Consider the following 25,904-nt stretch of genomic DNA (forward strand, 5'->3'; position numbering starts at 1 on the left):
CGGGCCGCAGGGAATCGCCCCGTGACAATCCTCCGCGTGAGGATCCGCCTAGTGTGGACGCATGCCGCAGCGTCGTTCGCACGTCGACCCCTCCGCCGCGCAGACCGAGCTCGCCGTCGCGCTCTCGGCACTGCGTGCAGACCTCGATGCCCCGGTCGACTTTCCCGCCGAAGCGCTCGACGAAGCACTCTCCTCCCCGTCGCCGCCGCCCGAGCTCGACCTGCGCGATGTGCCGTTCGCGACGCTCGACCCGCCCGGCTCCCGCGATCTCGACCAGGCGTTCCATCTCGAGCGCGCCGGCCGCGGGTACACCGTGCGCTACGCGATCGCGGATGTCCCCGGCTTCGTCTCCCCCGGGGGCGCCGTCGATGTCGAGGCGCGGCGCCGCGGCCAGACGCTCTACGCCGCCGATGGATCGATCCCGCTGCATCCGCCCGTGCTGAGCGAGGACCGCGCCTCCTTGCTCCCCGACGTCGATCGCCCCGCTCTCGTATGGACCTTCGGTCTCGACGGTGACGGAACCGTCGTCGGCACCTCACTCGAACGAGCGCTGATCCGGTCGCGGGTGCAACTCGAGTACGCCAGCGCCCAGGATGCGGTCGACCGTGGCGAGGACGGACCCGTCTCCCTCCTGCCCGAGATCGGCCGGCTGCGCATCGCGCAGGAGCGAGCCCGGGGCGGCGCCAGCCTGAACCTGCCCGACGAAGAGGTCGTCCGGACCGACGCCGGCGGATACGCGATCCGACGGCGCAGCCCCCTCCCCGTCGAGGAGTGGAACGCGCAGTTGTCGCTCATGACGGGCATGGCGGCCGCCTCGCTCATGCTCGAGGCGGAGGTGGGGATCCTGCGCACGATGCCCCGCCCCGACGACGCGGCGTTCGACACGTTCCGTCGACAGGCGGCGGCGCTGGGACGGCCCTGGACCACCGGCGACTACGGCGACTTCCTCCGGAACCTGGACCGCAACGACCCGCTCACTCTCCCCGTGCTGCAGGCGGCCGCGACCCTGTTCCGAGGTGCCGGCTACGCGACCTTCGACGGCTCGACACCGACCGACACCGTGCAGGCCGCGATCGCCGCGCCCTACGCCCACGCGACGGCGCCGCTGCGCCGACTCGTCGACCGATGGACGCTGACGATCTGCCTCGCCGTGTCCCGCGGTGAAGCCGTGCCCTCGTGGGTGCGGGACTCGCTCGCCGACCTGCCCGGTCTGATGCAGGACTCGTCGCAGCGCGCCTCCCGGCTCGACGCCGCCACCGTGAACGCCGTCGAGGCCGCGCTCATCACCCCGCTGGTGGGTTCCCGGGTCGATGCGACGATCATCGAGCTCCACGGGGAGCGCGCGCGGATCCAACTGGCGGACCCCGCCGTCACGGCATCCGCACCCGTTCCGATCGATGCGCGCCCGGGAGACGTCGTCCGCCTGCGCGTCGCGCGTGCGGACATCGGTGCGGGCGAGATCGAGTTCTCCCTGGACTGACCGTGCGTCAGGCCGCGGGGACGACGGTCGTCGTCATCACGAGCAGCTGCGGATCACTCAGATCGAGCGACACCCGGATCGCTTCGAACGCCGCCAGCGAATCCACGTGCGTACCGCCGCAGAGGATCACCGCCTCCCCCTCGGGGAGCTCGCAGTGCCACCGGCGCCGGTCGACGATCGCCGGTCCCTCGGTGACGATCCGGCTGCCCGCGGCGGAGGACACCCACGCGGTCAACTGCGCGTTGATCGATGCCTCCCGCTCGGCGAGCGTCGCCGCGAACGTCTCGGTGTCGAAGCCGGCGCGCCGCAGGCTCTTGCCCAGGCGATACTCGTCGACGCTGCCGTCCTCGTGGATACGACTGGACTGATTCGCCCGCCCCTCGAAGTCGGGCGTACCGAGGGCATCGGTTCCCGGATCCTTGCGCCACAGGTCGGCGACGGCCAGATCGAGCGCCAGCGACGCGAGATGGCAGGCCGTATGACCACGGCTGAGTCCCGCTCGGTGCGGCTCGTCGACCACGAGCCGGGCCGCCGCGCCCTCCGTGAATCCCGCAGGCGCCGAGCCGTCGAGGCGATGGGCGACCAACCACGTCCACCCGTCGGCCCCGCGTCGCACCGGGATCGCCGCGCCGATCGCGAAGTCGCCCTCATCGCTGACGGCGGCCATGACCGCCTCCGCAACCGTGACGCTCTCCTCGCCCACGACGATCGTTCCCGTATCGCCCGGCTGATCGGGCCACGTGTGATCGACCGGGTGGAAGGGCGTCGCCTCGACGACGACGACGGCGCCGTCGTCGACCGGCTCGATACGGGTGATGACGCTCTCGCCCCGGATGGAACCGTCGGCGAACGACACGACTGTCGACGACATTGCTTCTCCCTGCCGGGTCAGACGGTGACGACCTGCGCGGTGCCGAGCGGGGCTTCGGGACCCATCTCGGCGGCGATCCGGTTCGCCTCCTCGATCAGCGTCGCGACGATGTCGGCTTCGGGCACGGTCTTGATGACCTCGCCCTTGACGAAGATCTGGCCCTTGCCGTTGCCCGACGCGACTCCGAGGTCTGCTTCGCGCGCCTCGCCCGGCCCGTTGACCACACAGCCCATGACGGCCACGCGCAGCGGCACCGTCATGTCCTTGAGGCCCTCGGTGACGTTCTCCGCGAGCGTGTAGACGTCGACCTGCGCACGGCCGCACGAGGGGCAGGAGACGATCTCGAGCTTGCGCTCGCGCAGGTTCAGCGACTGCAGGATCTGATGCCCGACCTTGACCTCTTCGGCCGGCGGGGCGGAGAGCGAGACGCGGATGGTGTCGCCGATCCCCTCGCCGAGGAGGATGCCGAACGCGGTGGCGCTCTTGATCGTGCCCTGGAACGCCGGTCCCGCCTCGGTGACGCCGAGGTGGAGGGGCCAGTCGCCGCGCTCGGCGAGCTGACGGTATGCCTTCACCATCACGATCGGGTCGTTGTGCTTGACGGAGATCTTGAAGTCGTGGAAGTCGTGCTCCTCGAACAGCGAGGCCTCCCAGACCGCGCTCTCGACGAGTGCTTCGGCGGTGGCCTTGCCGTATTTGGCGAGGATGCGCCGGTCGAGCGAACCGGCGTTCACGCCGATGCGCAGGGAGACGCCCGCGGCCTTCGCCGCCTCGGCGATCTTGCCGACGTTGCCGTCGAACTCGCGGATGTTGCCGGGGTTCACCCGCACGGCACCGCATCCGGCGTCGATCGCCGTGTAGATGTAGCGCGGCTGGAAGTGGATGTCGGCGATCACGGGGATCTGGCTCTTCATCGCGATGATCTTGAGCGCATCCGCGTCGTCCTGGTGGGGAACAGCCACGCGCACGATCTCGCAGCCGGACGCCGTGAGCTCGGCGATCTGCTGAAGCGTCCCGTTGATGTCGGTCGTCTTCGTCGTCGTCATCGACTGAACGGTGACGGGAGCATCCCCACCCACGAGCACCTTGCCCACCTTGATCTGGCGAGACTTGCGGCGCGGGGCGAGGACTTCGGGGATCTTCGGCATTCCGAGGTTCACTGCTGGCACTGCTCCAGACTACGCCGCCAGGATGGGCGCAGGCTGGAAGCGGAGCCGGGGGAACGGGCCGTCATCCGCCCGGCCGGCGCACCCCCGGTGTGGTAGTTTCGCCCCATGCTCGCGAACTTCACCTGGTGGCCCGCCTCCTAGGCGGTGTGTTCGCGTTCCCACGAATCCAGACCGCCTCCGGGGCGGTCTTTTCGTTGCGCCGAGCCGGAGCCCTGCACAGGAGACATCGATGACCCTCTCACGACTCGCCGCGCTCACGGCCGACCCGCGTTCGTCCTTCGTGCTGATCGCGCGCGATGGCGCCGACACCGTCGAGCTGCTCACCGGCGAGGTGGTCGACGTCGATCTGCTCGCCGACATCCCGCTGACCGTCGACGGAGCCGCCCGCGAGGTGTTCGCCCTCGTTCCGTATCGCCAGGTGCGCGAGCGCGGTTTCGTCTCGCAGGACGACGGTGCGCCGCTGCGCTGCATCGTCGTCGACGAGCATCTGCACCTCCCGACGCCCGACCTCCTCACCGCGCTGCCCGAAGCGCGGATCCCCCTGCACGACGACGGCTTCGACATCGCCGACGACGAGTACGCCGCGATCGTCGAACGCGTCATCGCCGACGAGATCGGCCGCGGCGAGGGCGCGAACTTCGTCATCCGGCGCGACTTCACCGCACGCATCGACGTCGACGAGCGCACCGCGGCCCTCACCTGGTTCCGCGCACTGCTCACGCACGAGCGCGGCGCCTACTGGACTTTCGCCGTCTTCACACCCGGTCACATCGCCGTCGGCGCCAGCCCCGAGGCGCACGTCGTCGCACGCGACGGAATCGTCACGATGAATCCGATCTCCGGCACGTTCCGCCACCCCGCGGGAGGAGCGACCAAGGAGACACTGGTCGACTTCCTGTCATCGACGAAGGAGACCGAGGAGCTCTTCATGGTCGTCGACGAAGAGCTCAAGATGATGAGCGCGGTCTGCTCCGACGGCGGTCGCATCACGGGACCGCACCTCAAGGAGATGTCCCGGCTCACGCACACCGAGTACATGCTGCGGGGCCGGAGCCGACTCGACCCGCGCGACATCCTCCGCGAGACGATGTTCGCCCCCACCGTCACCGGGTCTCCCATGCAGAACGCCTGCGCGGTGATCCACCGGCACGAACGCGAACCGCGTGGCTACTACTCCGGCGTCGCCGCGCTCTTCACCCCGAACGTCGACGGCGGTCATGACCTCGACGCCCCCATCCTCATCCGCACCGTGTACCTGAAGGACGGGGAGGTGCGGGTGCCCGTCGGGGCGACGCTCGTGCGCCACTCCGATCCGCACGGTGAGGTCAGCGAGACCCATGGGAAGGCTGCCGGTGTGCTCGGCGCCATCGGGGCGATCGATCGGGACCGTGTCGCCGAGGAGCGCAGCGATGCGGATGCCCCGGGCGCCCCGCTGACGCTCGCCGACGACCCCACGGTCGCGGCGCTGCTCTCCTCGCGGAACGCACGCCTGGCGGATTTCTGGCTGAACCCGCAGGGCGATGACGATTCGGGTCCGTTCGCCGGGCGCACCGCACTCGTCGTCGATGCGGAGGACCGCTTCACCACGATGCTGGCGCATCAGCTGCGGCACCTCGGTCTCGACGTGCGAATCGCCACGTGGAGCGATGTGCACGACGCCGATATCGACGCGGTCGACCTGGTCGTCGCGGGTCCCGGTCCGGGAGACCCGCGCGACACCGAGAGCCCGCGCATCTCGCGGATGCGCGACGTCGTCGCGCGCCGCCGCTCGGCGGGGGCACCGCTCCTCGCGGTCTGCCTCAGCCACCAGATCCTCGCCGATTCCCTCGGCATCGCGCTGACCCCGCTGGATGCTCCCCACCAGGGTCTGCAGAAGTCGGTCCCGGTCTTCGGCGAGGATGCGTCGATCGGCTTCTACAACACGTTCACCGCGCGGGTCTCCCCCGGTGCGACCGTCATCGGCGACGCCGAGGTCTCGGCCGATTCCACCAGCGGTGACGTCTACGCTCTGCGCGGGCCGCGCTTCTCATCGGTGCAGGGGCACCTCGAGTCGATCCTGTCGCGCGACGGCATCCGCACGCTGGAACGGCTCGTCGCTCACGCACTCCGCTGAGCGGGGACCCTACTGCAGGAAGTTCACCGGGTTGAACAGATCGGCGAGGAGCAGAAGTGCGCCCATCCCGATCAGCAGGACCGCGACCACGACGGTGAGCGGCACCAGCTTCGTGGCGTCGACCGGTGCGGGCGGCGGGCGGCGGAACAGGCGCGCCCATCCGCGCTTGATCCCCTCCCACAGCGCGACGACGATGTGACCGCCGTCGAGCGGCAGCAGCGGGATCAGGTTGAAGACGAAGAGAGCGATGTTCAACGAGCCGAGCAGGTTCAGCAGCACGGCGAAACGGTTGAGCACCGGCGCATCGGTCGCGGCGACCTCACCAGCGAGCCGCCCGACGCCGACGACGCTGAGCGGTCCGTTCGGATCACGCTCGCTCCCGGTGAACAGGGAGACGCCGACGTCCCAGAGGCGCACGGGCAGCGTCGCGATCAGATTCGCGACACGGCCCACGTTCTCGACGGCCATCTGGGGTCCGACCGAGAGCGGCTGCGGGACGTAGCCCATCTGCGCGAACATCCCGACGTAGCCGACCTCCTTCACCACCGGATCCCCGGCGTCGTCGAGGATCGGGCGGCCACTGGCGTCCGTCAGCGTGCGCTCGGCGACGATCGGTGTGATCTCGAGGTTCTGCTCGGTGCCGCCGCGCCGCACGACCACGTCGAGCGTCTCGCCCGGCGCCGCCTGCACGATCGCGGTGGCCTCCGCGAAGGTCGACACCGGGGTGCCGTCGATCGAGACGAGGATGTCGTTGGGCAGGATCCCGGCTTCGGCCGCCGGTGAGGCCGGGTCGTCGGCCGTGCACTCGGTCTGCGACGAACCGGCCGGCAGCACGCACTCCGTCACCGACGAGATCGTCGTGGTGCCCTGCTGCAGTCCGATCCCGGAAGCGAGAACCGTGAAGATGAGAAGCGCCAGAACGAGGTTCATGAACGGCCCGCCGAGCATGACGATCACGCGCTTCCAGACCGGGAGCTTGTAGAAGACGCGGTCCTCCTCGCCCGCCGCGATCGTCTCGTCGTTCGCGGCGCGCGCGTCCTGGACGAGCGAACGGAAGATCCCTGTTGCTGCGCGGGAGTTCTTCGAGGCCGGGTACATGCCCGACATCGAGATGAACCCGCCGATCGGCAGCAGCTTGAACCCGTACTCCGTCTCGCCGATCCGGCGCGACCAGATGCGCGGCCCGAAGCCGATCATGTACTGGCCGACGCGCACGCCGAAGAGCTTCGCGGGCAGGAGGTGACCGATCTCGTGCAGTCCGATCGAGAGCGCGAGCCCGACCAGCATGAACAGGATGCCACCCACATAGAGCAGGGTTTCCACGCGCCAACGCTACTGCCTGGAGCCTAGGAATACGCCCGGCACGTGAGATCATGGAAGAGACATGTCGATTGAACAACAACCGAGCCTGCCTCCCGTGCTCCGCCCCGCGAACCCGCCCCGGCGTCAGCTGTCCGAACTCGCCTCCCGATTCGCTCGCGACACGCGCGGCGAGCTGCAGGGGGTGGCCGTCAGCGGCATCACCCTCGCGACCGCCGACCTCCGCGCGGGAGAGGCTTTCGTCGCGATCCGGGGCGTGAACCGCCACGGCGCCGAGTTCTCGGCCGCGGCCGCCGAGAAGGGCGCGGTCGCGATCATCACCGACGACGACGGCGCCGCGATCGCCGAGTCGGTCGGCCTCCCGATCCTGATCGTCGACGATCCGCGCGCGATCCTGGGCGACCTGAGCGCCTGGGTCTACGGCACCGGGGCCGACGATCCGCTCCCCCTGCTCTTCGCGACCACCGGGACCAACGGCAAGACGAGCGTCTCCCATCTGCTCGCCGGCATCCTCGACCAGATCGACGTCGTCACCGGGCTCTCCTCGACCGCCGAACGGCACATCGCGGGCGAGGTCATCGTCTCGCGACTGACGACGCCCGAAGCATCCGAGTTCCACGCCCTCCTCGCCCTCATGCGCGAGCGCGAGGTCGAGGCCGTGGCCGTGGAGGTGAGCGCCCAGGCGCTCTCGCGCCACCGCGTCGACGGCATCCACTTCGACGTGGCCGGCTTCACCAACCTCAGCCACGACCACCTCGACGACTACGCCGACATGGAGGAGTACTTCGAGGCCAAGCTGCCGCTCTTCCGCCCCGACCGGTCGAAGCGCGGCGTCATCTGCCTCGACTCCCCCTCCGGCGCGATCGTCGTCGAACGCGCCGAGATCCCGGTCGTGACGGTGGGCACCCCGCTGATCGCCGCCGACCCGAAGATCGCAGCGAAAGCGGACTGGGTCGTCACGATCGACGACGAGCGCGCCGCCGGCACCACCTTCACCCTCGCGGGCCCCGCGGGAACCCTCACGACGACGGTCCCGGTGATCGGCCCACACATGGCCGCGAATGCCGCACTGGCGATCGTGATGCTCCTCGAAGGCGGCTACGCCTGGGAGCGGATCGTCACGGCCCTCGAGCGCGACGGCGGCATCCGCGCGTATCTGCCCGGGCGCACGCAGCTCGTGTCGGGCGAGCGCGGCCCGGCCGTTTTCGTCGACTTCGGCCACTCCCCCGACGCGTTCGAGAAGACACTCGCCGCCGTGCGTCGCGTGACGCCGGGACGCGTCGTCATGCTGTTCGGCGCCGATGGCGACCGCGACGCGAGCAAGCGATTCGACATGGCCCGCACGGCCGTGCAGGGCAGCGACATCCTCGTCGTGACCGATCACCACCCCCGCTTCGAGGATCCCGAGTCGATCCGTGCGACGCTGGTGGCGGGCGCACGGAAAGCACGCCCGGATGCCGAGATCCACGAGTACTCGCCGCCGGAGACGGCCATCGTCGCCGCTGTCGAGCTCGTCGGGGACGGCGATGCGATCCTCTGGGCAGGACCCGGGCACCAGGACTACCGCGATATCCGTGGTGTGCGCACGCCGTACTCGGCCAGGGAACTCGCCCGCCGCGCTCTGCGCGCGGCCGGGTGGCCGGTGCCGGACTCGCGTTGGCCCGTGCCCTACCCCGACGAGGACTGAGGCTCAGGCGGCGGCGATCAGCCGGTCCGCCTTCTGCCGCGCCCAGAGCTCGGCCGCGGCGAGCGACTCCACCGTGAGCTGCTCGGGCGGTTCGTGCGCATCCACGACGCGGGCGATCGTGTCGACGATTCCCAGGAACGGAAGTCGTCCGTCGTGGAAGGCGTCGACCGCCTGCTCGTTCGCGGCGTTGTAGACGGCGGGGAACGTCGCTCCCGCACGTCCGACGGTCTTCGCGAGCGCGACGGAGGGGAAGGCCTCCTCGTCGAGAGGTTCGAACGTCCAGGAGGACGCCGTCCTCCAATCGAGGGGGCGCCCCACCCCACCGACGCGGTTCGGCCAGTCGAGTCCCAGCGAGATCGGCAGGCGCATGTCGGGCGGCGATGCCTGGGCGATGGTCGAGCCGTCGATGAATTCGACCATCGAGTGCACGATCGACTGCGGGTGCACCACGACGTCGATGTCGTCGTAGGCGATGTCGAAGAGCAGGTGCGCCTCGATGACCTCGAGGCCCTTGTTGACGAGGGTGGCGGAGTTGGTGGTGACCATGCGCCCCATATCCCAGGTCGGGTGGGCCAGGGCTTCGGCCGGCGTGACCTCGGCGAGCTCCTGCCGGGTGCGCCCGCGGAAGGGACCGCCGGAGGCCGTGACGACGAGCCGACGCACCTCGGCGTGCGTTCCGCTGCGGAGCGCCTGCGCGATCGCGGAGTGCTCGGAGTCGACGGGCACGATCTGCCCGGGCCGTGCCGCGGCGAGCACCAGCTCGCCGCCCACGATGAGGGACTCCTTGTTCGCCAGGGCGAGCGTGCGTCCGGCTTTCAGAGCGGCGAGTGTCGAGCCGAGGCCGATCGATCCCGTGATCGCGTTCAGCACCACGTCGGCGTCGACGTCGCGCACGAGCTGCTCGGCCTCGACCGCCCCCAGAGCGGTGCTCTCGACACGGAAGCTCTCGGCCTGCTCGCCCAGCATCTCTGCGTTCGAGCCTGCAGCGAGACCGACCAGTTCGAAACGGCGGGGGTTGGCACGGATGACGTCGAGCGCCTGCGTTCCGATGGAGCCGGTGGAGCCGAGGACGATGATGCGCTGCATGTCGTCAGCCTATGACACGCCCTCGGCTCCGTCGCTTACTGCTGGACCTGCTCCGGCGGGGTGGTCGCGAGGATGTCCACGACGAACACGAGGCTCTCGTTCTGGAGCTCGTTGCCCTCGCTCGCACCGTACGCCTCGGACGGCGGCATCGTCACGATGACCTGCGATCCGACCTTCTGGCCTTCGAGCGCCTTCTTGAAGCCGGTCACGACACCCGTCGTGGGGAACTGCGCCGGGGCCGCTCCGCGGCTCCAGCTGGAGTCGAACTCTTCCCCGTCCGACCACTTGATGCCGCGGTACTGAACAGTGACGAGATCACCCTCGGCGACCGTCGCGCCGTCGCCCTGCTTCAGGACCGCGACCTTCGTCTCGGCCGGAGCGTCGCCGTCCGGGAGAGTGATGGTGGGGGCGCCGTCCGCGTCGAGCTCGACGGTGGGCATCCCCGCTTCGGGCTCGACGTCGGTACCCGATGCGATGGTCGGGAGCTTCTCGATCGTCTGGACGTAGAGCACGCTCGGGTTCAGGCCCTCCTGCGAGGCGGGGAGGGTGAGCACGACGCTCGACCCGACGGGGAGGCACTCCGCCGCGACCGTGAACACGGTCGACTGCGTGGGGTCGGAGATCTGCTGCTGCTGCGAGGCGAGCAACGCCGAGAGGATGCCGTCCGGGCCGCGCTCGGAGCTGCTCAGCACCTCGTTGGTCGTCGCGTCGACGAGCTGGTAACGCAGCGAGACGAGGTCGCCGGGAAGCACCTCATCGCCGTCGCCCTCGGTGATCACCGAACGCTCGGGCTCGGTGATCTCGGTGCCTGCGGGGACCGTCACCTTCGCGTCGCCGTCCGTTCCCTCGACCGTGACGGCGTCGGACCCGGCACCGGATGCGAGGTCGGCGAGGCACGACGTCGCTCCCGCGGTCTCCTCCGGCGTGGCCGAGCTCTCCGGCTCAGCGCTGCCGGAGCAGCCGGCCAGCAGAAGGGTCGCCGCGGCGACGGTGGACAGGAGGAGGAGCGGACGCTTGCGCACAGTTGAGCCTTCGAGATCGCGGGCGGGACGCTTCATCCTCTCGCATTTCGCTTGGCCCGCGCTGGGAGACGCGACACAACCGCTTCATTCCAGTGCCGGCATGGATCTCGGAGTAGCCTTCTCTGATGACCTCTGAGCCGTCCGTGGACCCGGAATCGTCCCCCGCAGAGACCGCAGAGACCTCGAAGTCAGCGGAGCCTCGTCACGCCGGATTCGCCTACGCGCTGGGGCGCAGCATCATCAGCCCGCTCGCCCGGCTGATCTATCGTCCGCGCGTCGAGGGCAAGGAGAACGTCCCGCGCACCGGGGCCGTGATCTTCGCCAGCAACCACCTGTCCTTCATCGATTCCATCGCGATCCCGGTTGCAGCCCCCCGTCCGGTGCATTTCCTCGCGAAATCCAGTTACTTCGAGGGCACGGGCGCCAAGGGCTGGCTCAGCAAGACCTTCTTCGAATCCATCGGAGCCATACCGGTACGCCGCGGTGCCGGACAGGCTGCTCTGGACGCACTCGACCTGCAGCGCCAGCTGCTCGATGAGGGACTCGCCGTAGCGCTCTACCCGGAGGGCACCCGTTCCACCGACGGTCGGCTCTACAAGGGCCGCACGGGCGTCGCTTTCCTGGCTCTGCAGACCGGAGCGCCCGTCGTCCCCGTCGGGCTCATCGGGACCGACAAGGTGATGCCGGTCGGCGCGAAGATCCCCACGACGAAGGAGCGCATCACGGTGCGTTTCGGCAAACCCCTCGATCTCGCCCCACACGGCCCCGCGACGAGCGGTCGAGCGCGTCGTCTCGCGACCGACGAGATCATGGCCGCGATCCACGCGCTCTCGGGCCAGGAGCTCGCCGGGGCATACAACGAAGCTCCCGCGCAGGGAGCGATCGAGAAGATCAAGCAGGCACTGCCGCACGAGCGCCGCTGACGGTCGTCGAGCGCTCAGCCGAGCGCTGTCACCGTGGCCTCGTGCCGCACGGGGAAGTTCATCGAGTTCGCGATGAAGCACCACTCGTTGGCCTGCACGTGCGCGCGCTCCGCGGCCTCGATCATGGATGCGTCGGCGACGACGACCTGCGGGTGCAGCGTGACCTCGGAGAACGCTCCGCCGCCCGCGCCGTCTTCGCGCATCGTGCCGGTCGCGTCGTCGCGGTAGGAGAGGACGACCACGCCCGCGGTGACGCACGCGTGCAGGTACGAGAGCAGGTGGCATTCCGACAGCGATGCGACGAGGAGGTCCTCGGGGTTCCATCGCGCGGGGTCGCCGCGGAAAGGCTTGTCGGCGGATGCGAGGAGCATCGGCTTTCCCTCGACGGAGATCTCGACGTCGCGCCGATAGTCGCGGTAGCCGCTCGTGCCGGTCCCGGTGTTGCCGGTCCAGATGCTCGTGAGCGCATAACGGTGCTCTCCGAGGATGCGCGTTGCGTGTTCTGCCATGCTCCCCAGTGTGCCACCGGTCGCCGACACTCCCGGCGCCGCACTCGCTTCGGCGACTCGTCGGGCGGCGGGGATAGTCTGGACGGGTGCTGGAGACTCTCACCGTTCAGGATTCCGTCGAACTCGCCGTCGTAGAGCGGAGCGGCTTCGTCGAGTCGCGACACGCGGGAGCGGCGGTGGTGCTCTCCTCCGAGGGAGAGGTGGTCGCCCGTCTCGGCAACGCCGATGCGCTCATCCTGCCGCGCTCCAGCATGAAGCCCCTGCAGGCGGTCGCCTGCATCACGGCGGGAGCCGCGCTCGAGGGCGAGCACCTCGCTCTGTCGACGGCGAGTCACATCGGGACCGATCGGCATGCCGCCGCGGTGCGGGAGATGCTGACGGCCGGCGGTCTGAACGAAGACGCGCTCGCCTGCCCGCCGGCCTGGCCGAGCGATCAGGCGACCCGCGACGAGATGGTGCGGGAGCACGGCCAGCAGGCGAGCGTGCGGATGAACTGCTCGGGCAAGCACGCCGCGATGCTGCGGGCCTGCATCGCCACCGGCTGGCCCACGGAGGGGTATCTGGAGGAGGGCCACCCTCTGCAGGCGCACATCCGCGAGGTGATCGAGCGTCTCACCGGCGAGAAGATCTCCCACACGTCGATCGACGGCTGCGGCGCACCGGTCTACGCGATGACGCTGACGGGCCTCGCCCGCGCGATCCACCGGATCGGCACGGCATCGGATCGCTCGCCGTTCGCCCTTCACCGCGTCGCCGGTTCCCTGGTGCGCGCGGTGCGCGAGCACCCCTGGACCATCGAGGGTCCCGGGCGGCCCGACACCGTCGCCATCGAGAAGCTCGGAGTCTTCGCCAAGGGAGGCGCCGAGGGCGTCATGGTCATGGTGGCCCCCAACGGCACGACCGTCGCCCTGAAGATGCTCGACGGCGGAGCACGCGCATCGACCATCGTGGCTGCGACGCTGCTCGCGCGAGCCGGGGCACTCACGGATCGTGATGTCGCCGACCTGGCCGACGCGCTCTCGCTCGACGTGCTCGGCGGCGGAAAGCCGGTCGGTCGGGTTCTCGTCTCCCCCGGTATCTGACGCCTCATCCCCGACGTTCTCGCAGGCTCCGCCGTGTGCGGGGCTGGTCCGCTGGCGGCTGCGCACCGACGCTCGCTGCCGTCACGGGCGCGGGCTCACGTCTCCAGGTTTCCCGCTCACCGAGGAGCGCGGGAACCACGAGTCGCCGCGGTGCCTCGGCTCCGCGCACCGCCCACACCCGTCCGGCGTGAAGCCGCGCGAACGGCGGCAGTTCCCGGTGCCCGACCAACTGCCGGAGATCCGAAGGCCGCTCCGCGCGGATGAGCACCTCGCCTTCCGTGCGGACGCGCTGCCAGAGCGACCACTCGCGCTGCCAGGCATCGGTGTCGCCGAGAAGGACGACCGGCTCGTGTTCTCCGCCCGGGGTCTGCGTGAAGCCCTCACCCGCACCGATGACGGCCCCCGACCCGATCACGCTCACCCGCGCGGAGGGGTACGCCTGCTGAACCGCGGAGACGAGCGACGCGGCCCCGGCCGTGACGATGGCATGGAGCCCCGCTCCCGGCTCCCAGCGCTCCGGCCCCTCGCCGCCGATCGCGCGCCCGTCACTCGCCGCTCCGTCGGGCTTCCAGAAGAACTGCGTCTCGTGGCCGTCGAGGCGAGCACGGCCGGGTGGACGACGCTCGTCGAACGTCGCGCTCTCGCCGCCGGCCGCGACGTGATCGACCCTGCTCGCGGCGCGCAGCAGGGCTCGGCGCGGCAGCGCGTCGAGCACGCGCCCGATGGCTCCGCTCGATCGCGTCGCCGTGATCACGACGCTGCTCCCGGTCGCACCGCGCAGGATCTGCTCCCACCGCTGCACCAGAGTCTGCGCATACTCGGGCGGCAGCTCCGCGGCACGGGCATCGAGGTCGTCGCAAAGGACGAGCGCGGGCATCCGTGTCCGTCCCTCGACCAGCGACTGCACGACGTCCCACATCCGCTCCGTGTCGGCGGGGATCCACAGCGCCTCCGGGACCTGTGCGGCGAGCACGCGGAGAGCGGTGGTGCGCCCCGACCCGGGAGCGCCGATCACGGCGATCCCGCGATCCTGGCCCGCCCGGATGACGAGCCACGGCTGCTCCTGCGACTCCGGGACGTCGGCGACTCCCCAGAGGATCTCCGAGCTCCCCGGCCTCGTCGCATCCTCCGGCAGCGGGATCATCTCGGCGAGCGGAAGCAGCCAGGGACTCACAGGCCTGGGCAGGTGCGCCCAGCGCTTCGCCACCCCGCTCAGGTCGTCTTCACGGGTCAACGCGACGCGAAGAGGTTCGGGATCATCGTCCTGCGGGCGGCGCACGAGGCAGAGGCCTCGAGCACTCACTCCCCCGGGGATCTCCGCCGCGGCCGCCGTCCCGATCATCGCGCGGCTGTCGGACGGATCGCTGACCCGAAGGCTGAGCCGCAACGGGCAGTTCGCGGCGAGGGAGTCCCTCACCACCCCGGAGGCGCGTTGGGTGCCGAGGATCAGATGCATCCCCAGCGCGCGGCCTCGCGCGGCGATGTCGGTGAACACGGCGCCGAGATCCGGATGGTCCTGCAGGAGGGCCGCGAACTCGTCCACGACGATCAGGAGTCGCGGAATCTCCACGTCGGCGATATCGCGCACACCGGCTGCGGCGAGAGCGCCCTCCCGACGGCGCAGTTCGGCGCGCAGGCTCTCCACGCCGCGTCGCGCTCCCGCCTCGTCGAGATCCGTCATGACCGCGGTCACCTGGGCCAGCGCCCGGAGCGGTTCGAACGCCGTTCCGCCCTTGAAGTCGGCCAGGACGAAGTTCACTCTCTCAGGGCCGTACGACGCGGCTATCGCGGTGACCCAGGTCACCAGGAGCTCGCTCTTGCCGGTACCCGTGGTGCCGGTGACGATGGCGTGCGGACCGTCTTCGACGATGTCGACCTCTCCGTCCGCACCGGCTCCTCGACCGATGACCGCCCGCAGCCCTGATTCGGCCGGTGTCTGCACGAGCTGAGCGAACTCCACCGCCTCCGGCACGGCATCCGCCTCGTCGTCGGAGGCGAGTCGGCGGGCGGCGATCGTCTCGAATTGCTGGCGGGAGACCCCTTCGGCGGCGATCGTGACGACGCCCTCCGGGGTTCGGAGCGTGGCCTCCCGCGGTTCCTGCAGATCCAGGACGGTGAGGATGCCGTCGGGTACTTCTTCGCCGGACCGCGCCAGCCAGATCGTCGCGTCCGCTTCGACCTCCCGGATCGACGCGGGTCCGACACCGAGGCGGAATCCTCGCCGGAGGGACGACGAGTGCGGAAGCCCGGCGTAGTCCCCGTCGGGGAACCCCTCGCCGACGAGCTTCAGCTGTCCCGGCGCGAACCGCAGAGAGAGCTGCAGCACCAGCGCACGCGCCACGGCGACGGTGAGAGGCTGCGGGCCCCGCACGCAGATTCCCGCGCCCAGGGGAACGATGATCGGTGCGGACTCGAGCACACGCGCACGTTCCTGGAGTTCACGTGCCCGCTCACCGTCACCACCGGTCGTACGGATGATGCTGGCGACAGCACCGGAACCGACCACGACGGGCGTCCTCGCCTCGGGCGGCTCCGTGCCGCGCAGCGGCGGTTCCTGCGTGCAGGTGGCCGCGTCGGGGTGCTGGCCCCAGCGGCGGTGTCTCTCCTCCCCGTGCAGCGAGGAGAGCTGTTCCTCCGCCACCGCCCATGACCGCTCATCCTCCTCGAGGATGCGTCGCTGCTCCCGACGACGACCGCGTCCCGAATCGACGAGCGAGGCCACCATCATCACGGGGCCGAGCGCGGCGAAGCAGAGGGAGAAGAGCGAGCCGGTGACCAGCCAGAGAACGACGCCGGCGACGACGGGCATACCGGCGGCGAGGAACGGCAAAGGGGCGCGTCGAGGCGGGACCTGCGCGGCCGGCAGCACGATCGGGAGGGGATCCATGCCCTCCATTCGACGGCATGGGGATCGGCGGAGGGTCTCCGCTCACAGGCGATCGGGGCTATTCGCCGTTCTCGTCCGGTGTGGAGGAGGAGTCCGCAGGATCGGTCACCTGCACGATGATGACGGTGACATTGTCTCGACCGCCGTTCTCGAGGGCCGCGGCGAGCATCGCGTCGACGGCCGGCCCCGGTTCGGGGTTCTCCCGCAGGAAGTGCTGGATGCCGTAGTCGGTGAGCTCCTTGGTGAGACCGTCCGAACAGATCACGAACCGATCGCCGGCGCGGACCTCGATCGTCAGGTAGTCCGGCGGCGTCAGCTCGCTCGCCCCGACCGCCCGTGTGATCACGTTGCTGTAGGGATGCCCTTCCGCTTCCTCCGGGCTCAGCTTCCCCGCCGTGATGAGTTCCTGGACGACCGAGTGATCGGTGGTCACCTGCACGAGGCGATCGTCGCGCAGGAGGTACACGCGTGAGTCGCCGATGTTCAGCGACACCCAGTGCGGCTCCCCGTCCTGAAGCTCCAGGAACACGCCGGTCAGCGTGGTCCCGGTTCCCTCGTCGGTGGTCTCGGGGTGATCCGCGATGTCCGCCACCGCGAGTTCGAGCGCCTTCTCGATCGCCGCCCGCTCCACGGATCCGTCATCGACCAGTGCCTGCAGCCGCTGAACCGTGCTGCGGCTGGCGATCTCGCCTCCTGCGTGTCCACCCATTCCATCGGCGACGATGAACAGCGGATACTCCGCGAGGAATGCATCCTGATTCGTGTCGCGACGGCGCCCCTGATCAGTCGTGCCCGCCCAGGAGAGCAGCAGCGGGCGCTGCGCGACCGTGACGCTACGCGTCGTCGTTGTCGTCTCAGCCACGTGCTGCCTCCGATGGTCCCACGGCGGATCGGACGGCCGCGAGGTACTCACACATCGTAGTCGAATCGCTGATTGCGCTCACACCTGCGCCCCCGGGTCCTGAGGCAGGGGGAAGAGCGCATCGATGACGGCGAGCTCCTCGGCGTCGGGTCGCCATGCATCGCCGGCGCGCGCATTCGACTCCACCTGCGCCGCCGACGTCGCGCCCGCGATGACACTGGAGACCGCGGGACGGGACAGCAACCAGCCGAACGTCGCCTCGACCATCGTGATCCCGCGTTCCTCGCAGAACACGCGATACGCCTCCAACGCCTCCCACGGCGCGTTCTCCCATACGTGACGCCGAGACGACATGATCCGGCTGCTCGCGGGTCCACCCTCGCGGGTGAACTTGCCCGTGAGGAGCCCGTTGTGGAGGGGGAAGAACGGGAAGAAGCCCAGCCCGTACCGTTCGACCGCGGGGAGGACCTCCCTCTCGGCGGCACGGGCGAGCAGCGAGTAGTGGTTCTGCGCCGAGACGAAGCGACCGCTCGAGCGAGCGGTCGAGGTGAACTCGGCCTCGGCGATCTGCCAACCGGTGAAGTTCGAGTGACCGTAATAGCGGACCTTGCCCTCACGGACCAGCTCGTCGAGAGCATCGGTGGTCTCGGCGATCGGCGTCTCGGGATCGGGCAGGTGCAACTGATACAGATCGATCCAGTCCGTCTGCAGACGACGCAGGGACTCCTCGACCGCGCGACGGACGTAGCGCCGAGATCCTCGGGCTGCGGGGAAGGCGTAGCCCATGTCGCGTTCGTGACCGAACTTCGTCGCGAGCACGACGCTGTCGCGTCGCCCCTGGAGGGCCTCCCCCATGAGCGTCTCACTCGTTCCGGCCACGGCGCCGTACATGTCCGCCGTGTCGAACAGGGTGATGCCGTTGGCGATCGCCGCGGAGATCACCTCGCGCGTGCCCTCGATCGTCTCGGTGTCGGTGCCGGCCCGCCCGAAGTTGTTGCATCCGAGGCCGGTGGCGGAGACGAGGAGTCCGGACGCACCGACGCGGCGCTGTGACATGACCATGCCCTCACGCTATCCCAGCGGCGCGCCGGTTTTCGGCGACGGGCCGAAGCGCCGTGAAGACGGGAAGAGCCCCCGACCGTGAGGTCGAGGGCTCTTCGCACGGGACGATCAGGCCGGAGGCTGCGTGGGGTCCGTCGGCGGTGCCGGCGGAGCAGCGGGCGGTGCCGGCGGAGCGGCGGGCGGTGCCGGCGGAGTCGCGGGCGGCGCGGCCGGAGCAGGCGGCGCGGGCGGGGTCGCGGGTGCACTCGCCGGGGGCGCCGCGGGGGTGCCGTATCCGGGCTGTGCGGGAGGTGCGTATCCGGGCTGAGCCGGCGGGGCGTAGCCCTTCGGAGCGGGAGGTGCGTACCCCTGCGGGGCCGCGCCGTAACCGGGAGCGCCGTATCCGGCCTGCGGGGCGGCGGCAGAAGGCTGGACGGGGATGCCCGCCCAAACGGTGCGGTCAGCGAAGAATCCGTTTCCGGCCCACGGAGCGGGCTGGATGTTCGGGTTCCATCGCGACTTGTCGAACGCGTTGATGCCGAGCCAGACGATGGAGAGGAAGATCCACAGGACCACCCACACCGCATCCTTCTGGAGCTTGAGTCCGACGCGCCACGCGATGACGGCGAAGAGCGCTGCCGCCGCGAGTCCGGTGAGGAAGTTCAGGTACGGGATGAACGAAAGACCGATCACGATCAGCACCGGCCAGGGCGACATGTCGCCCAGCTTCGCGAAGACCATGTAGTTGTACACGGGCACCCACGCGCGCCACTTGCCCTCGACACCGGCCTTCTCGAAGATCTTCATGAAGAAGAGGGAGACGAGCACGTAGGCGGCGAGGCCGATGATGACGCTGAAGATGATGACGCCACCGAGGAATGCCCAGTAGCTCGAGTCGTAGTAAGGATTCATGATCCCCTCCGGATCCGAATTGGTGGCGCAATCCACGCCGCGAGACCCACCATAGCGGTGCAGATAACGACGCGGCAACGACACGCACGGGGACATCTCCCCATGCGCGGACGGGCGTCACTCCGTGACGACCAGCTCGAGCACCCGGTCGTCTTCGGTGCGCCGAAGGACGATGTCGTGTTTCGATGCCCAGGTGAGGAGCGATCGCAACGAGCCGATCCGCGGCCGGCTCTCCGCAAGAGCGCGGACGAGCTGACCCTTCGACTTCTTGTTGAAATGGTTGAGAGCCCGCGCTCCCCCGTCGCCGTCGTCGGTGACGACTCGGACGTAGGCCGACGGCACGGAAGTGGGAATCGGTCCCAGTGCGACGTAGGCTTCGCTCCGCAGATCCAGGACGAACGCGGGTTCCGTTTCGGCGAGGGCGGCGCTGGTGGCATCGGCCCAGTGCCGGCGCATCGCCACCAGTCCCGGGAGGGCGGTGCCCGCCGCGAGGCGGTAGGGAGGAATGCCGTCGAGCGCTCCGACCGGCCCGAACGGTGCCGAGTGGATCCACACGTGCTCCCCCAGCCAGCGGCGTGACGCCGCAGAGAGTGTGCGCGCGTCGAGCGCATCGAAGAGCACTCCGGTGTAGCGGTCGATCGCGGGCATCGTCGGTGCGCTCCGCAGCATCCGATTGTGGGCGATGTCGCCCACCTGGCGTTCGCTCAGCTTCAGCACCCGTCGAGCCTGCTCCTCATCGGCCGCGAGATCGACGAGAGCGTCGATCACCGCCGTGCGATGCTCGTGCAGAACCGGCAGCGCCAGTGCGGCGGGATCGAGTGGATCACCGGTACCGCCGGGATGCTTGGTCTCGGACGGAGGGAGAAGGATCTTCATGAGTCCTCGGGGAATGCAGATGCGTCCGCCTCGGAACCCGGAGATCGGGTCCGAGGCGGACGCATGTAGTCGACTGCTAGGCGATGAGCGCCGCGTTGCCGGCGACGATCGTCAGGACGTTGCCCTCCATCGAGAGGAACCCGTCCTGCGCGTTCGCGAGCACCTTGGTGCCATCGGTCTGGGTGATCCGGACCTGGCCCTCGGCGAGGATGGCCAGCACCGGCTCGTGACCGGACATGAAGCCGATCTCACCCTCGACGGTCTTGGCGATCACGAGGCTCGCTTCCCCCGTCCAGACCTCCGCGTCGGCGGAGACGAGGCTGACGTTGAGCGCCATGGTCAGGCGTTCTCCTTCTGGATCTGCGCCCAGCGCTCTTCGACGTCGCCGATACCACCGACGTTGAAGAAGGCCTGCTCGGCCACGTGGTCGAAGTCACCGCGGGTGATCGCATCGAAGGACTCGATGGTCTCCTTGAGCGGGACGGTCGAACCCTCGACACCCGTGAACTTCTTGGCCATGTAGGTGTTCTGCGAGAGGAACTGCTGGATGCGACGCGCACGCGACACGACGATCTTGTCCTCCTCGGAGAGCTCATCGACACCGAGGATGGCGATGATCTCCTGCAGCTCCTTGTTCTTCTGGAGGATCTGCTTGACCGTCGTGGCGACGCGGTAGTGGTCCTCGCCCAGGTAGCGGGGGTCCATGATGCGCGACGTCGAGGTCAGCGGGTCGATGGCCGGGTACAGACCCTTCGAAGCGATCTCACGAGAGAGCTCGGTCGTCGCGTCGAGGTGGGCGAAGGTGGTCGCCGGAGCCGGGTCGGTGTAGTCATCGGCCGGCACGTAGATCGCCTGCAGCGAGGTGATCGAGTGACCACGCGTAGAGGTGATGCGCTCCTGGAGCACACCCATCTCGTCGGCGAGGTTCGGCTGGTAACCCACCGCGGACGGCATACGGCCGAGAAGCGTGGAGACCTCGGAACCGGCCTGCGTGAAGCGGAAGATGTTGTCGATGAAGAGCAGCACGTCCTGCTTCTGCACGTCGCGGAAGTACTCCGCCATCGTCAGGGCCGACAGTGCGACGCGAAGACGCGTCCCCGGCGGCTCGTCCATCTGGCCGAACACGAGCGCGGTCTTGTCGAAGACGCCCGCCTCTTCCATCTCGTGGATCAGGTCGTTGCCCTCACGGGTGCGCTCACCGACACCGGCGAACACCGAGACGCCACCGTGGTCCTGCGCGACACGCTGGATCATCTCCTGGATGAGGACGGTCTTACCGACACCGGCTCCACCGAACAGACCGATCTTTCCACCCTGGACGTACGGGGTGAGGAGGTCGATGGACTTGATGCCCGTCTCGAACATCGTGGTCTTCGACTCGAGCTGGTCGAAGTTGGGCGCCTTGCGGTGGATCGGCCAGCGCTCCGTGACCTCGAGGGTCTCACCGGGCTCGCCGTTGAGGACCTCGCCGATCACGTTGAAGACCTTGCCCTTGGTGATGTCGCCGACCGGGACCGAGATGGCCTCTCCGGTGTCGCGAACCTCCTGGCCGCGGACGATGCCGTCGGTCGGCTTCAGGGCGATGGCGCGGACGAGCTCGTCACCGAGGTGCTGAGCGACCTCGAGGGTGATCTCGGTCGACTCCTCGCCGATGGTGATCGTCGTCTTCAGCGCGTTGTAGATGCCGGGGATCGAGTCGTGCGGGAACTCGATATCGACAACCGGACCGTTGACGCGTGCGACGCGCCCGACGACCGCGGTCGCGGGCTGGTCAGCCGTAGCGGTGGTGGTCATTTCTTCGTCTCTTTCCTGATGGTCTATTTGCCAGACGAGAGGGCGTCGGCGCCGCCGACGATCTCCGCGATCTGCTGCGTGATCTCCGCCTGGCGCGCGTTGTTGCGCAGACGGGTGTAGTCGGTGATGAGCTTGTCGGCGTTGTCGCTGGCGGACTTCATCGCCTTCTGCGTCGCAGCCTGCTTGGCGGCAGACGACTGCAGAAGGGCGTTGAAGACGCGGCTCTGGATGTACACCGGCAGGATCGCGTCGAGCACGGTCTCGGCGTCGGGCTCGAATTCGTAGAGCGGGTAGACAGCGCTGCCCGCCTCCGACTCGTCGGCCTCCGCGATCTCCAGCGGAAGCAGGCGCACGGACTCCGGCGACTGCGTCATCATGCTGACGAAGCGGTTGTACACGAGGTGGATCTCGTCGACACCGCCGCCCGCACCGCCGCGCGAGAACGCGTCGAGCAGAGTCGACGAGATCTCTTCGGCCGTGTGGAACGACGGGGTGTCGGTGTCTCCGGTCCACTCCGCTGCCGCCGCGATGCGACGGAACTGGAAGTAGCCGACGGCCTTGCGACCGACGAGGTAGAACACCGGCTCCTTGCCCTGACCGCGCAGCAGCTCCGCCACCTCGAGACCCTCACGGAGGATCTGCGAGTTGAAGGCACCGGCGAGACCGCGGTCCGACGAGAAGATCACGACCGCGGAGCGGCTGATGTTCTCGGGCTCACGGGTGAGCGGGTGGTCGACGTTCGAGTGCGTCGCGACGGCGGACACGGCCCTCGTCACGGCTCGCGCGAAGGGGGTGGACGCCTTGACGCGTGCCATCGCCTTCTGGATGCGCGAAGCCGCGATGAGTTCCATCGCCTTCGTGATCTTCTTGGTCGTCTGAGCAGAACTGATCTTCTGCTTGTAGACCCTGAGTTGAGCGCCCATGAAATCAGTACCTCACGCGATTACGCGCGACGACCCTTGACGATCTTCTCCTGGTTGACGTCGTCTGCCTCCGCAGCGGCGTGCTCCTCGTGGCCCGGGGCGCCGATGGCGTGTCCCTTGCCACCCTGGAACTCCAGGACGAAGGCATCCGTGTGCTTCTCGAGCTCCGCGACCGTGTCGTCGCTGAGGACGTTGGTCTCACGCAGGGTGTCGAGCACCGAGGTGTTGCGACGCAGGTAGTCGAGCAGTTCGCGCTCGAAGCGCAGGACGTCCTCGACCTCGATCGTGTCGAGCTTGCCGTTGGTTCCGGCCCAGATCGAGACGACCTGCTCCTCGACCGGGTACGGCGAGTACTGCGGCTGCTTGAGCAGCTCGGTCAGACGTGCACCGCGCGACAGCTGACGACGCGAGGCGGCGTCGAGGTCGGAGGCGAACATCGCGAACGCCTCGAGCGAGCGGTACTGCGCGAGCTCGAGCTTCAGCGTTCCGGAAACCTTCTTGATCGACTTGACCTGAGCGTCACCACCGACTCGCGACACCGAGATACCCACGTCGACCGCCGGACGCTGGTTGGCGTTGAAGAGGTCGGACTGCAGGAAGATCTGGCCGTCGGTGATCGAGATCACGTTGGTCGGGATGTACGCCGAGACGTCGTTCGCCTTGGTCTCGATGATCGGGAGGCCCGTCATGGAACCGGCGCCGAGCTCGTCGGACAGCTTCGCGCAACGCTCGAGCAGACGCGAGTGCAGGTAGAAGACGTCACCCGGGTAAGCCTCGCGGCCCGGCGGGCGGCGCAGCAGAAGGGAGACGGCGCGGTAGGCCTCGGCCTGCTTCGACAGGTCGTCGAAGATGATGAGGACGTGCTTGCCGCCGTACATCCAGTGCTGACCGATGGCCGAACCGGTGTAGGGGGCGAGGTACTTGAAGCCCGCGGGGTCGGATGCCGGAGCGGCCACGATCGTGGTGTACTCCAGAGCACCGGCCTCTTCGAGCGCGCCCTTCACCGAAGCGATGGTCGAGCCCTTCTGGCCGATGGCGACGTAGATGCAGCGAACCTGCTTGTTGACGTCGCCCGACTCCCAGTTGGCCTTCTGGTTGATGATCGTGTCGATCGCGATGGCCGTCTTACCGGTCTGGCGGTCACCGATGATCAGCTGACGCTGGCCGCGGCCGACGGGGATCATCGCGTCGATGGCCTTGATGCCGGTCTGCATCGGCTCGTGCACCGACTTGCGCTGCATGACGCCGGGCGCCTGCAGCTCGAGCTCGCGGACGGCCTCGGTGGCGATCGCGCCGAGGCCGTCGATCGGGTTTCCGAGCGGGTCTACGACGCGGCCGAGGTAGCCGTCGCCGACGGGGACGGAGAGGACCTCACCCGTGCGGGTGACTTCCTGACCGGCCTCGATGCCGGCGAAGTCGCCGAGGACCACGACGCCGATCTCGTGCTCGTCGAGGCTCTGGGCGAGGCCCTTGGTGCCGTCGGCGAAGATCACGAGCTCGTTCGCCATGACACCGGGCAGTCCTTCGACGTGCGCGATGCCATCAGCGGCGTCGATGACCGTGCCGACCTCGGTCGCCGCGGCCCCGGTGGGCTCGTAAGCGGCGGCGAAGTCCTTCAGCGCGTCACGGATGACGTCGGGGCTGATCGATAGTTCTGCCATTGTCTTCCCTTTGTATCTGGGTGCGCGGTTCCCCGCGCGAAGTCGTGTTAGCCCGCGAGCTTCTGGCGAAGGTCGGCGAGTCGTGCGGAGATGCTGCCGTCGATCACGTCGTCGGCGATCTGCACGCGCAGACCACCGATGATCGTCGGGTCGATGACGACGTTGAGCGCCACCTGACCGTCGTAGCGTCGCGAGAGCGCTTCGCCGAGGCGGGCGCGCTGCGCGTCGTTCAGCTCGCTCGCGCTGTAGACCGTCGCGACGACGCGGTCACGCTGGTCGGAGACGATCCGCATGGCGCGGTTGAGGAGCTGACGGATCCGCCGCCCGCGCGGCTGACGCACGAGGGAGGAGACGATCAGGGCCGCGGGGGCGCTGGTCGCTCCGGAGAGCAGACGCTCGACGAGAGCCGACTTCGCGTCCTGACCGCCGAGACGGCTTCCCAGTGCGAGCTCGAGCTCGGGGTTCGCGGCGACGACGCGGGAGAAGCCGAACAGCTCCCCCTCGATGTCGGCGCCTGCCTCGGCGATCGCCGAGGCACGGATCGCGAGCTCGTCGATGCCGTCGACGAGCTCGTCGGCGTTGGACCAGCGTTCCGAGACGACCGTTTTGAGCACGGCCTGCGTGTTCGCCGACAGCCCGCCGAACACCGCGGTCACGACGTTCTGCCGTGCCGCTGCGGGGGCCGCCGGGTCAGCCAGCGCGCCGCTCAGCTGAGACGAATCGCCCACGGCGTGCGCGGCGGCGAAGAGCTCCCGCGCGGTGTCGAGGGTGACGTCCTTCGCTGCGGCAAGCGTCTGGATGGATGCCGCGAGTGCCTGAGTGGTCGCGCTGCCCATTACTGAGCCGCCTTCTCGGATGCTTCGAGGTCGGCGAGGAAGCGGTCGACGACCGCCGTCGCGCGGGCATCGTCGGAGAGCGTCTCACCGACGACGCCACCGGCGAGGTCGATGGCCAGCGTGCCTACCTCGCTGCGCAGCGAGACGAGAGCGGTCTGACGCTCGGCCTCGATCTGCGTGTGCGCGGTCGCCGTGATGCGAGCTGCTTCGGACGAAGCGGCATCCTTGGCCTCGGCGACGATCTTCTTGCCGTCCTCGCGGGCGGCCTCTCGGATCTCACCGGCCTCGGTGCGCGCCTCGGCGAGCTGACGGGTGTACTCCTCGAGAGCCGCCTCGGCCTGCTTCTGGGCCTCGTCGGCCTTGGCGATGTTGCCCTCGATCGCGTTGGAGCGAGCGTCGAGGAGGGTGTAGAGCTTGGGCAGCGCCACCTTCCAGACGACGACCAGGATCACGACGAAGCAGACCGCCGACCAGATGATGTCGTACCAGGCGGGGATGAGCGGATTGTGGTCCGCCTCCTCCGCCGCGTACGTGACAAGAGCGTTCAGCATCCTGTCTCCTTATCGCAGAGGGTGTCTGTCAGGACTGGAAGATGAAGTAGGTCGCGATGCCGATGAAGGCGAGCGCCTCGGTGAAGGCGATACCGATCCACATGAGGACCTGGAGGCGACCGGCCAGCTCGGGCTGACGGGCGACGCCCTCGATCGTCTTGCCGACGACGATACCCACGCCGATGGCCGGTCCGATAGCCGCGAGGCCGTAGCCGACGGTGCCGATGTTGCCGGAGATTTCAGCGAGAACCGTAGTTGCGTCCACGGGTTTTTCCTTTCGTTGGGTGGGAAGGCGGTTG

At 69.0% G+C, this 25,904-nt stretch carries 23 protein-coding genes; 5 read left to right on the forward strand and 18 right to left on the reverse strand.

Going from position 1 to position 25,904, the window contains the following annotated elements:
- Nucleotides 1–61: 61 nt before the first annotated feature.
- Entirely contained in the window at nt 62–1,480 is a 1,419-nt protein-coding gene (locus KZC52_RS03950) for an RNB domain-containing ribonuclease (protein WP_247622761.1), read from the forward strand.
- Nucleotides 1,481–1,487: 7 nt separating this feature from the next.
- On the opposite strand, the gene KZC52_RS03955 is transcribed toward KZC52_RS03950, so the two are convergent.
- Both KZC52_RS03955 and ispG read right to left on the reverse strand, forming a co-directional pair.
- Nucleotides 1,488–2,351 carry an alanyl-tRNA editing protein gene (locus KZC52_RS03955; RefSeq protein WP_247622762.1) on the reverse strand — a complete coding sequence of 288 codons (864 nt, stop codon included), beginning with the start codon at nt 2,349–2,351 and terminating at the stop codon, nt 1,488–1,490.
- A 17-nt stretch (nt 2,352–2,368) separates the two neighbouring features.
- On the reverse strand, nt 2,369–3,499 hold the full coding sequence (ispG, locus tag KZC52_RS03960) for a flavodoxin-dependent (E)-4-hydroxy-3-methylbut-2-enyl-diphosphate synthase (RefSeq protein ID WP_247624699.1): 1,131 nt from the start codon (nt 3,497–3,499) through the stop codon (nt 2,369–2,371).
- Between the two features lie 250 nt (nt 3,500–3,749).
- Between ispG and KZC52_RS03965 the strand changes: the two genes are divergently transcribed.
- Nucleotides 3,750–5,633, forward strand: coding sequence for a chorismate-binding protein (locus tag KZC52_RS03965; RefSeq protein WP_247622763.1), 1,884 nt, complete (start codon nt 3,750–3,752; stop codon nt 5,631–5,633).
- A gap of 9 nt (nt 5,634–5,642) precedes the next feature.
- Here KZC52_RS03965 and KZC52_RS03970 read toward each other — a convergent pair whose 3' ends face one another.
- Nucleotides 5,643–6,956 (reverse strand): M50 family metallopeptidase, encoded by a 1,314-nt coding sequence (locus tag KZC52_RS03970; RefSeq protein ID WP_247622764.1) that lies wholly within the window; start codon nt 6,954–6,956, stop codon nt 5,643–5,645.
- A 61-nt stretch (nt 6,957–7,017) separates the two neighbouring features.
- On the opposite strand from KZC52_RS03970, the gene KZC52_RS03975 reads away from it, so the two are divergent.
- Entirely contained in the window at nt 7,018–8,640 is a 1,623-nt protein-coding gene (locus tag KZC52_RS03975; protein WP_247622765.1) for a Mur ligase family protein, read from the forward strand.
- A 3-nt stretch (nt 8,641–8,643) separates the two neighbouring features.
- Here the strand turns inward: KZC52_RS03975 and dxr are convergent, their stop codons facing one another.
- Together dxr and KZC52_RS03985 are read right to left on the reverse strand one after the other, a co-directional pair.
- Entirely contained in the window at nt 8,644–9,726 is a 1,083-nt protein-coding gene (gene dxr / locus KZC52_RS03980; protein WP_247622766.1) for a 1-deoxy-D-xylulose-5-phosphate reductoisomerase, read from the reverse strand.
- A gap of 35 nt (nt 9,727–9,761) precedes the next feature.
- The gene (locus KZC52_RS03985; RefSeq protein WP_247622767.1) at nt 9,762–10,784 is read right to left on the reverse strand and encodes an FKBP-type peptidyl-prolyl cis-trans isomerase; all 1,023 of its coding nucleotides are present in this window, start codon (nt 10,782–10,784) and stop codon (nt 9,762–9,764) included.
- Between the two features lie 89 nt (nt 10,785–10,873).
- On the opposite strand from KZC52_RS03985, the gene KZC52_RS03990 reads away from it, so the two are divergent.
- The gene (locus KZC52_RS03990) at nt 10,874–11,671 is read left to right on the forward strand and encodes a lysophospholipid acyltransferase family protein (RefSeq protein WP_247622768.1); all 798 of its coding nucleotides are present in this window, start codon (nt 10,874–10,876) and stop codon (nt 11,669–11,671) included.
- Between the two features lie 14 nt (nt 11,672–11,685).
- Here the strand turns inward: KZC52_RS03990 and KZC52_RS03995 are convergent, their stop codons facing one another.
- Nucleotides 11,686–12,180 carry an OsmC family protein gene (locus KZC52_RS03995; protein ID WP_247622769.1) on the reverse strand — a complete coding sequence of 165 codons (495 nt, stop codon included), beginning with the start codon at nt 12,178–12,180 and terminating at the stop codon, nt 11,686–11,688.
- 86 nt (nt 12,181–12,266) lie between these two features.
- On the opposite strand from KZC52_RS03995, the gene KZC52_RS04000 reads away from it, so the two are divergent.
- On the forward strand, nt 12,267–13,262 hold the full coding sequence (locus tag KZC52_RS04000) for an asparaginase (protein WP_247622770.1): 996 nt from the start codon (nt 12,267–12,269) through the stop codon (nt 13,260–13,262).
- A 4-nt stretch (nt 13,263–13,266) separates the two neighbouring features.
- Here the strand turns inward: KZC52_RS04000 and KZC52_RS04005 are convergent, their stop codons facing one another.
- From KZC52_RS04005 to atpE, 12 genes are all read right to left on the reverse strand, one after another.
- Nucleotides 13,267–16,149, reverse strand: coding sequence for an FtsK/SpoIIIE domain-containing protein (locus KZC52_RS04005; protein WP_247622771.1), 2,883 nt, complete (start codon nt 16,147–16,149; stop codon nt 13,267–13,269).
- 58 nt (nt 16,150–16,207) lie between these two features.
- Nucleotides 16,208–17,011 carry a PP2C family protein-serine/threonine phosphatase gene (locus tag KZC52_RS04010; protein ID WP_247622772.1) on the reverse strand — a complete coding sequence of 268 codons (804 nt, stop codon included), beginning with the start codon at nt 17,009–17,011 and terminating at the stop codon, nt 16,208–16,210.
- Nucleotides 17,012–17,089: 78 nt separating this feature from the next.
- The gene (locus tag KZC52_RS04015) at nt 17,090–18,073 is read right to left on the reverse strand and encodes an aldo/keto reductase (protein WP_247622773.1); all 984 of its coding nucleotides are present in this window, start codon (nt 18,071–18,073) and stop codon (nt 17,090–17,092) included.
- A 108-nt stretch (nt 18,074–18,181) separates the two neighbouring features.
- A complete protein-coding gene (locus KZC52_RS17275) occupies nt 18,182–18,964 on the reverse strand; it encodes a DUF5684 domain-containing protein (RefSeq protein ID WP_281731226.1) in 783 nt (260 codons plus the stop codon).
- Nucleotides 18,965–19,081: 117 nt separating this feature from the next.
- Nucleotides 19,082–19,840: a YaaA family protein gene (locus tag KZC52_RS04025; RefSeq protein WP_247622774.1), complete on the reverse strand. Its 759-nt coding sequence runs from the start codon at nt 19,838–19,840 to the stop codon at nt 19,082–19,084.
- A gap of 76 nt (nt 19,841–19,916) precedes the next feature.
- Nucleotides 19,917–20,177 carry a F0F1 ATP synthase subunit epsilon gene (locus KZC52_RS04030; protein WP_247622775.1) on the reverse strand — a complete coding sequence of 87 codons (261 nt, stop codon included), beginning with the start codon at nt 20,175–20,177 and terminating at the stop codon, nt 19,917–19,919.
- A gap of 2 nt (nt 20,178–20,179) precedes the next feature.
- Nucleotides 20,180–21,634 (reverse strand): F0F1 ATP synthase subunit beta, encoded by a 1,455-nt coding sequence (gene atpD / locus KZC52_RS04035; RefSeq protein WP_247622776.1) that lies wholly within the window; start codon nt 21,632–21,634, stop codon nt 20,180–20,182.
- Nucleotides 21,635–21,657: 23 nt separating this feature from the next.
- Nucleotides 21,658–22,557 carry a F0F1 ATP synthase subunit gamma gene (locus KZC52_RS04040; RefSeq protein WP_247622777.1) on the reverse strand — a complete coding sequence of 300 codons (900 nt, stop codon included), beginning with the start codon at nt 22,555–22,557 and terminating at the stop codon, nt 21,658–21,660.
- Between the two features lie 20 nt (nt 22,558–22,577).
- Entirely contained in the window at nt 22,578–24,218 is a 1,641-nt protein-coding gene (atpA, locus tag KZC52_RS04045; RefSeq protein WP_247622778.1) for a F0F1 ATP synthase subunit alpha, read from the reverse strand.
- Between the two features lie 47 nt (nt 24,219–24,265).
- On the reverse strand, nt 24,266–25,054 hold the full coding sequence (locus KZC52_RS04050; RefSeq protein ID WP_247622779.1) for a F0F1 ATP synthase subunit delta: 789 nt from the start codon (nt 25,052–25,054) through the stop codon (nt 24,266–24,268).
- On the reverse strand, nt 25,054–25,605 hold the full coding sequence (locus tag KZC52_RS04055; RefSeq protein ID WP_247622780.1) for a F0F1 ATP synthase subunit B: 552 nt from the start codon (nt 25,603–25,605) through the stop codon (nt 25,054–25,056). Before KZC52_RS04055 ends, KZC52_RS04050 begins: the two co-directional genes overlap by 1 nt.
- A 28-nt stretch (nt 25,606–25,633) precedes the next feature.
- Nucleotides 25,634–25,870, reverse strand: coding sequence for an ATP synthase F0 subunit C (atpE, locus tag KZC52_RS04060; RefSeq protein WP_045258877.1), 237 nt, complete (start codon nt 25,868–25,870; stop codon nt 25,634–25,636).
- Nucleotides 25,871–25,904 lie beyond the last annotated feature (34 nt).

This window comes from Microbacterium galbinum, from assembly GCF_023091225.1.
GTDB classification, from domain to species: Bacteria; Actinomycetota; Actinomycetes; order Actinomycetales; family Microbacteriaceae; genus Microbacterium; species Microbacterium galbinum.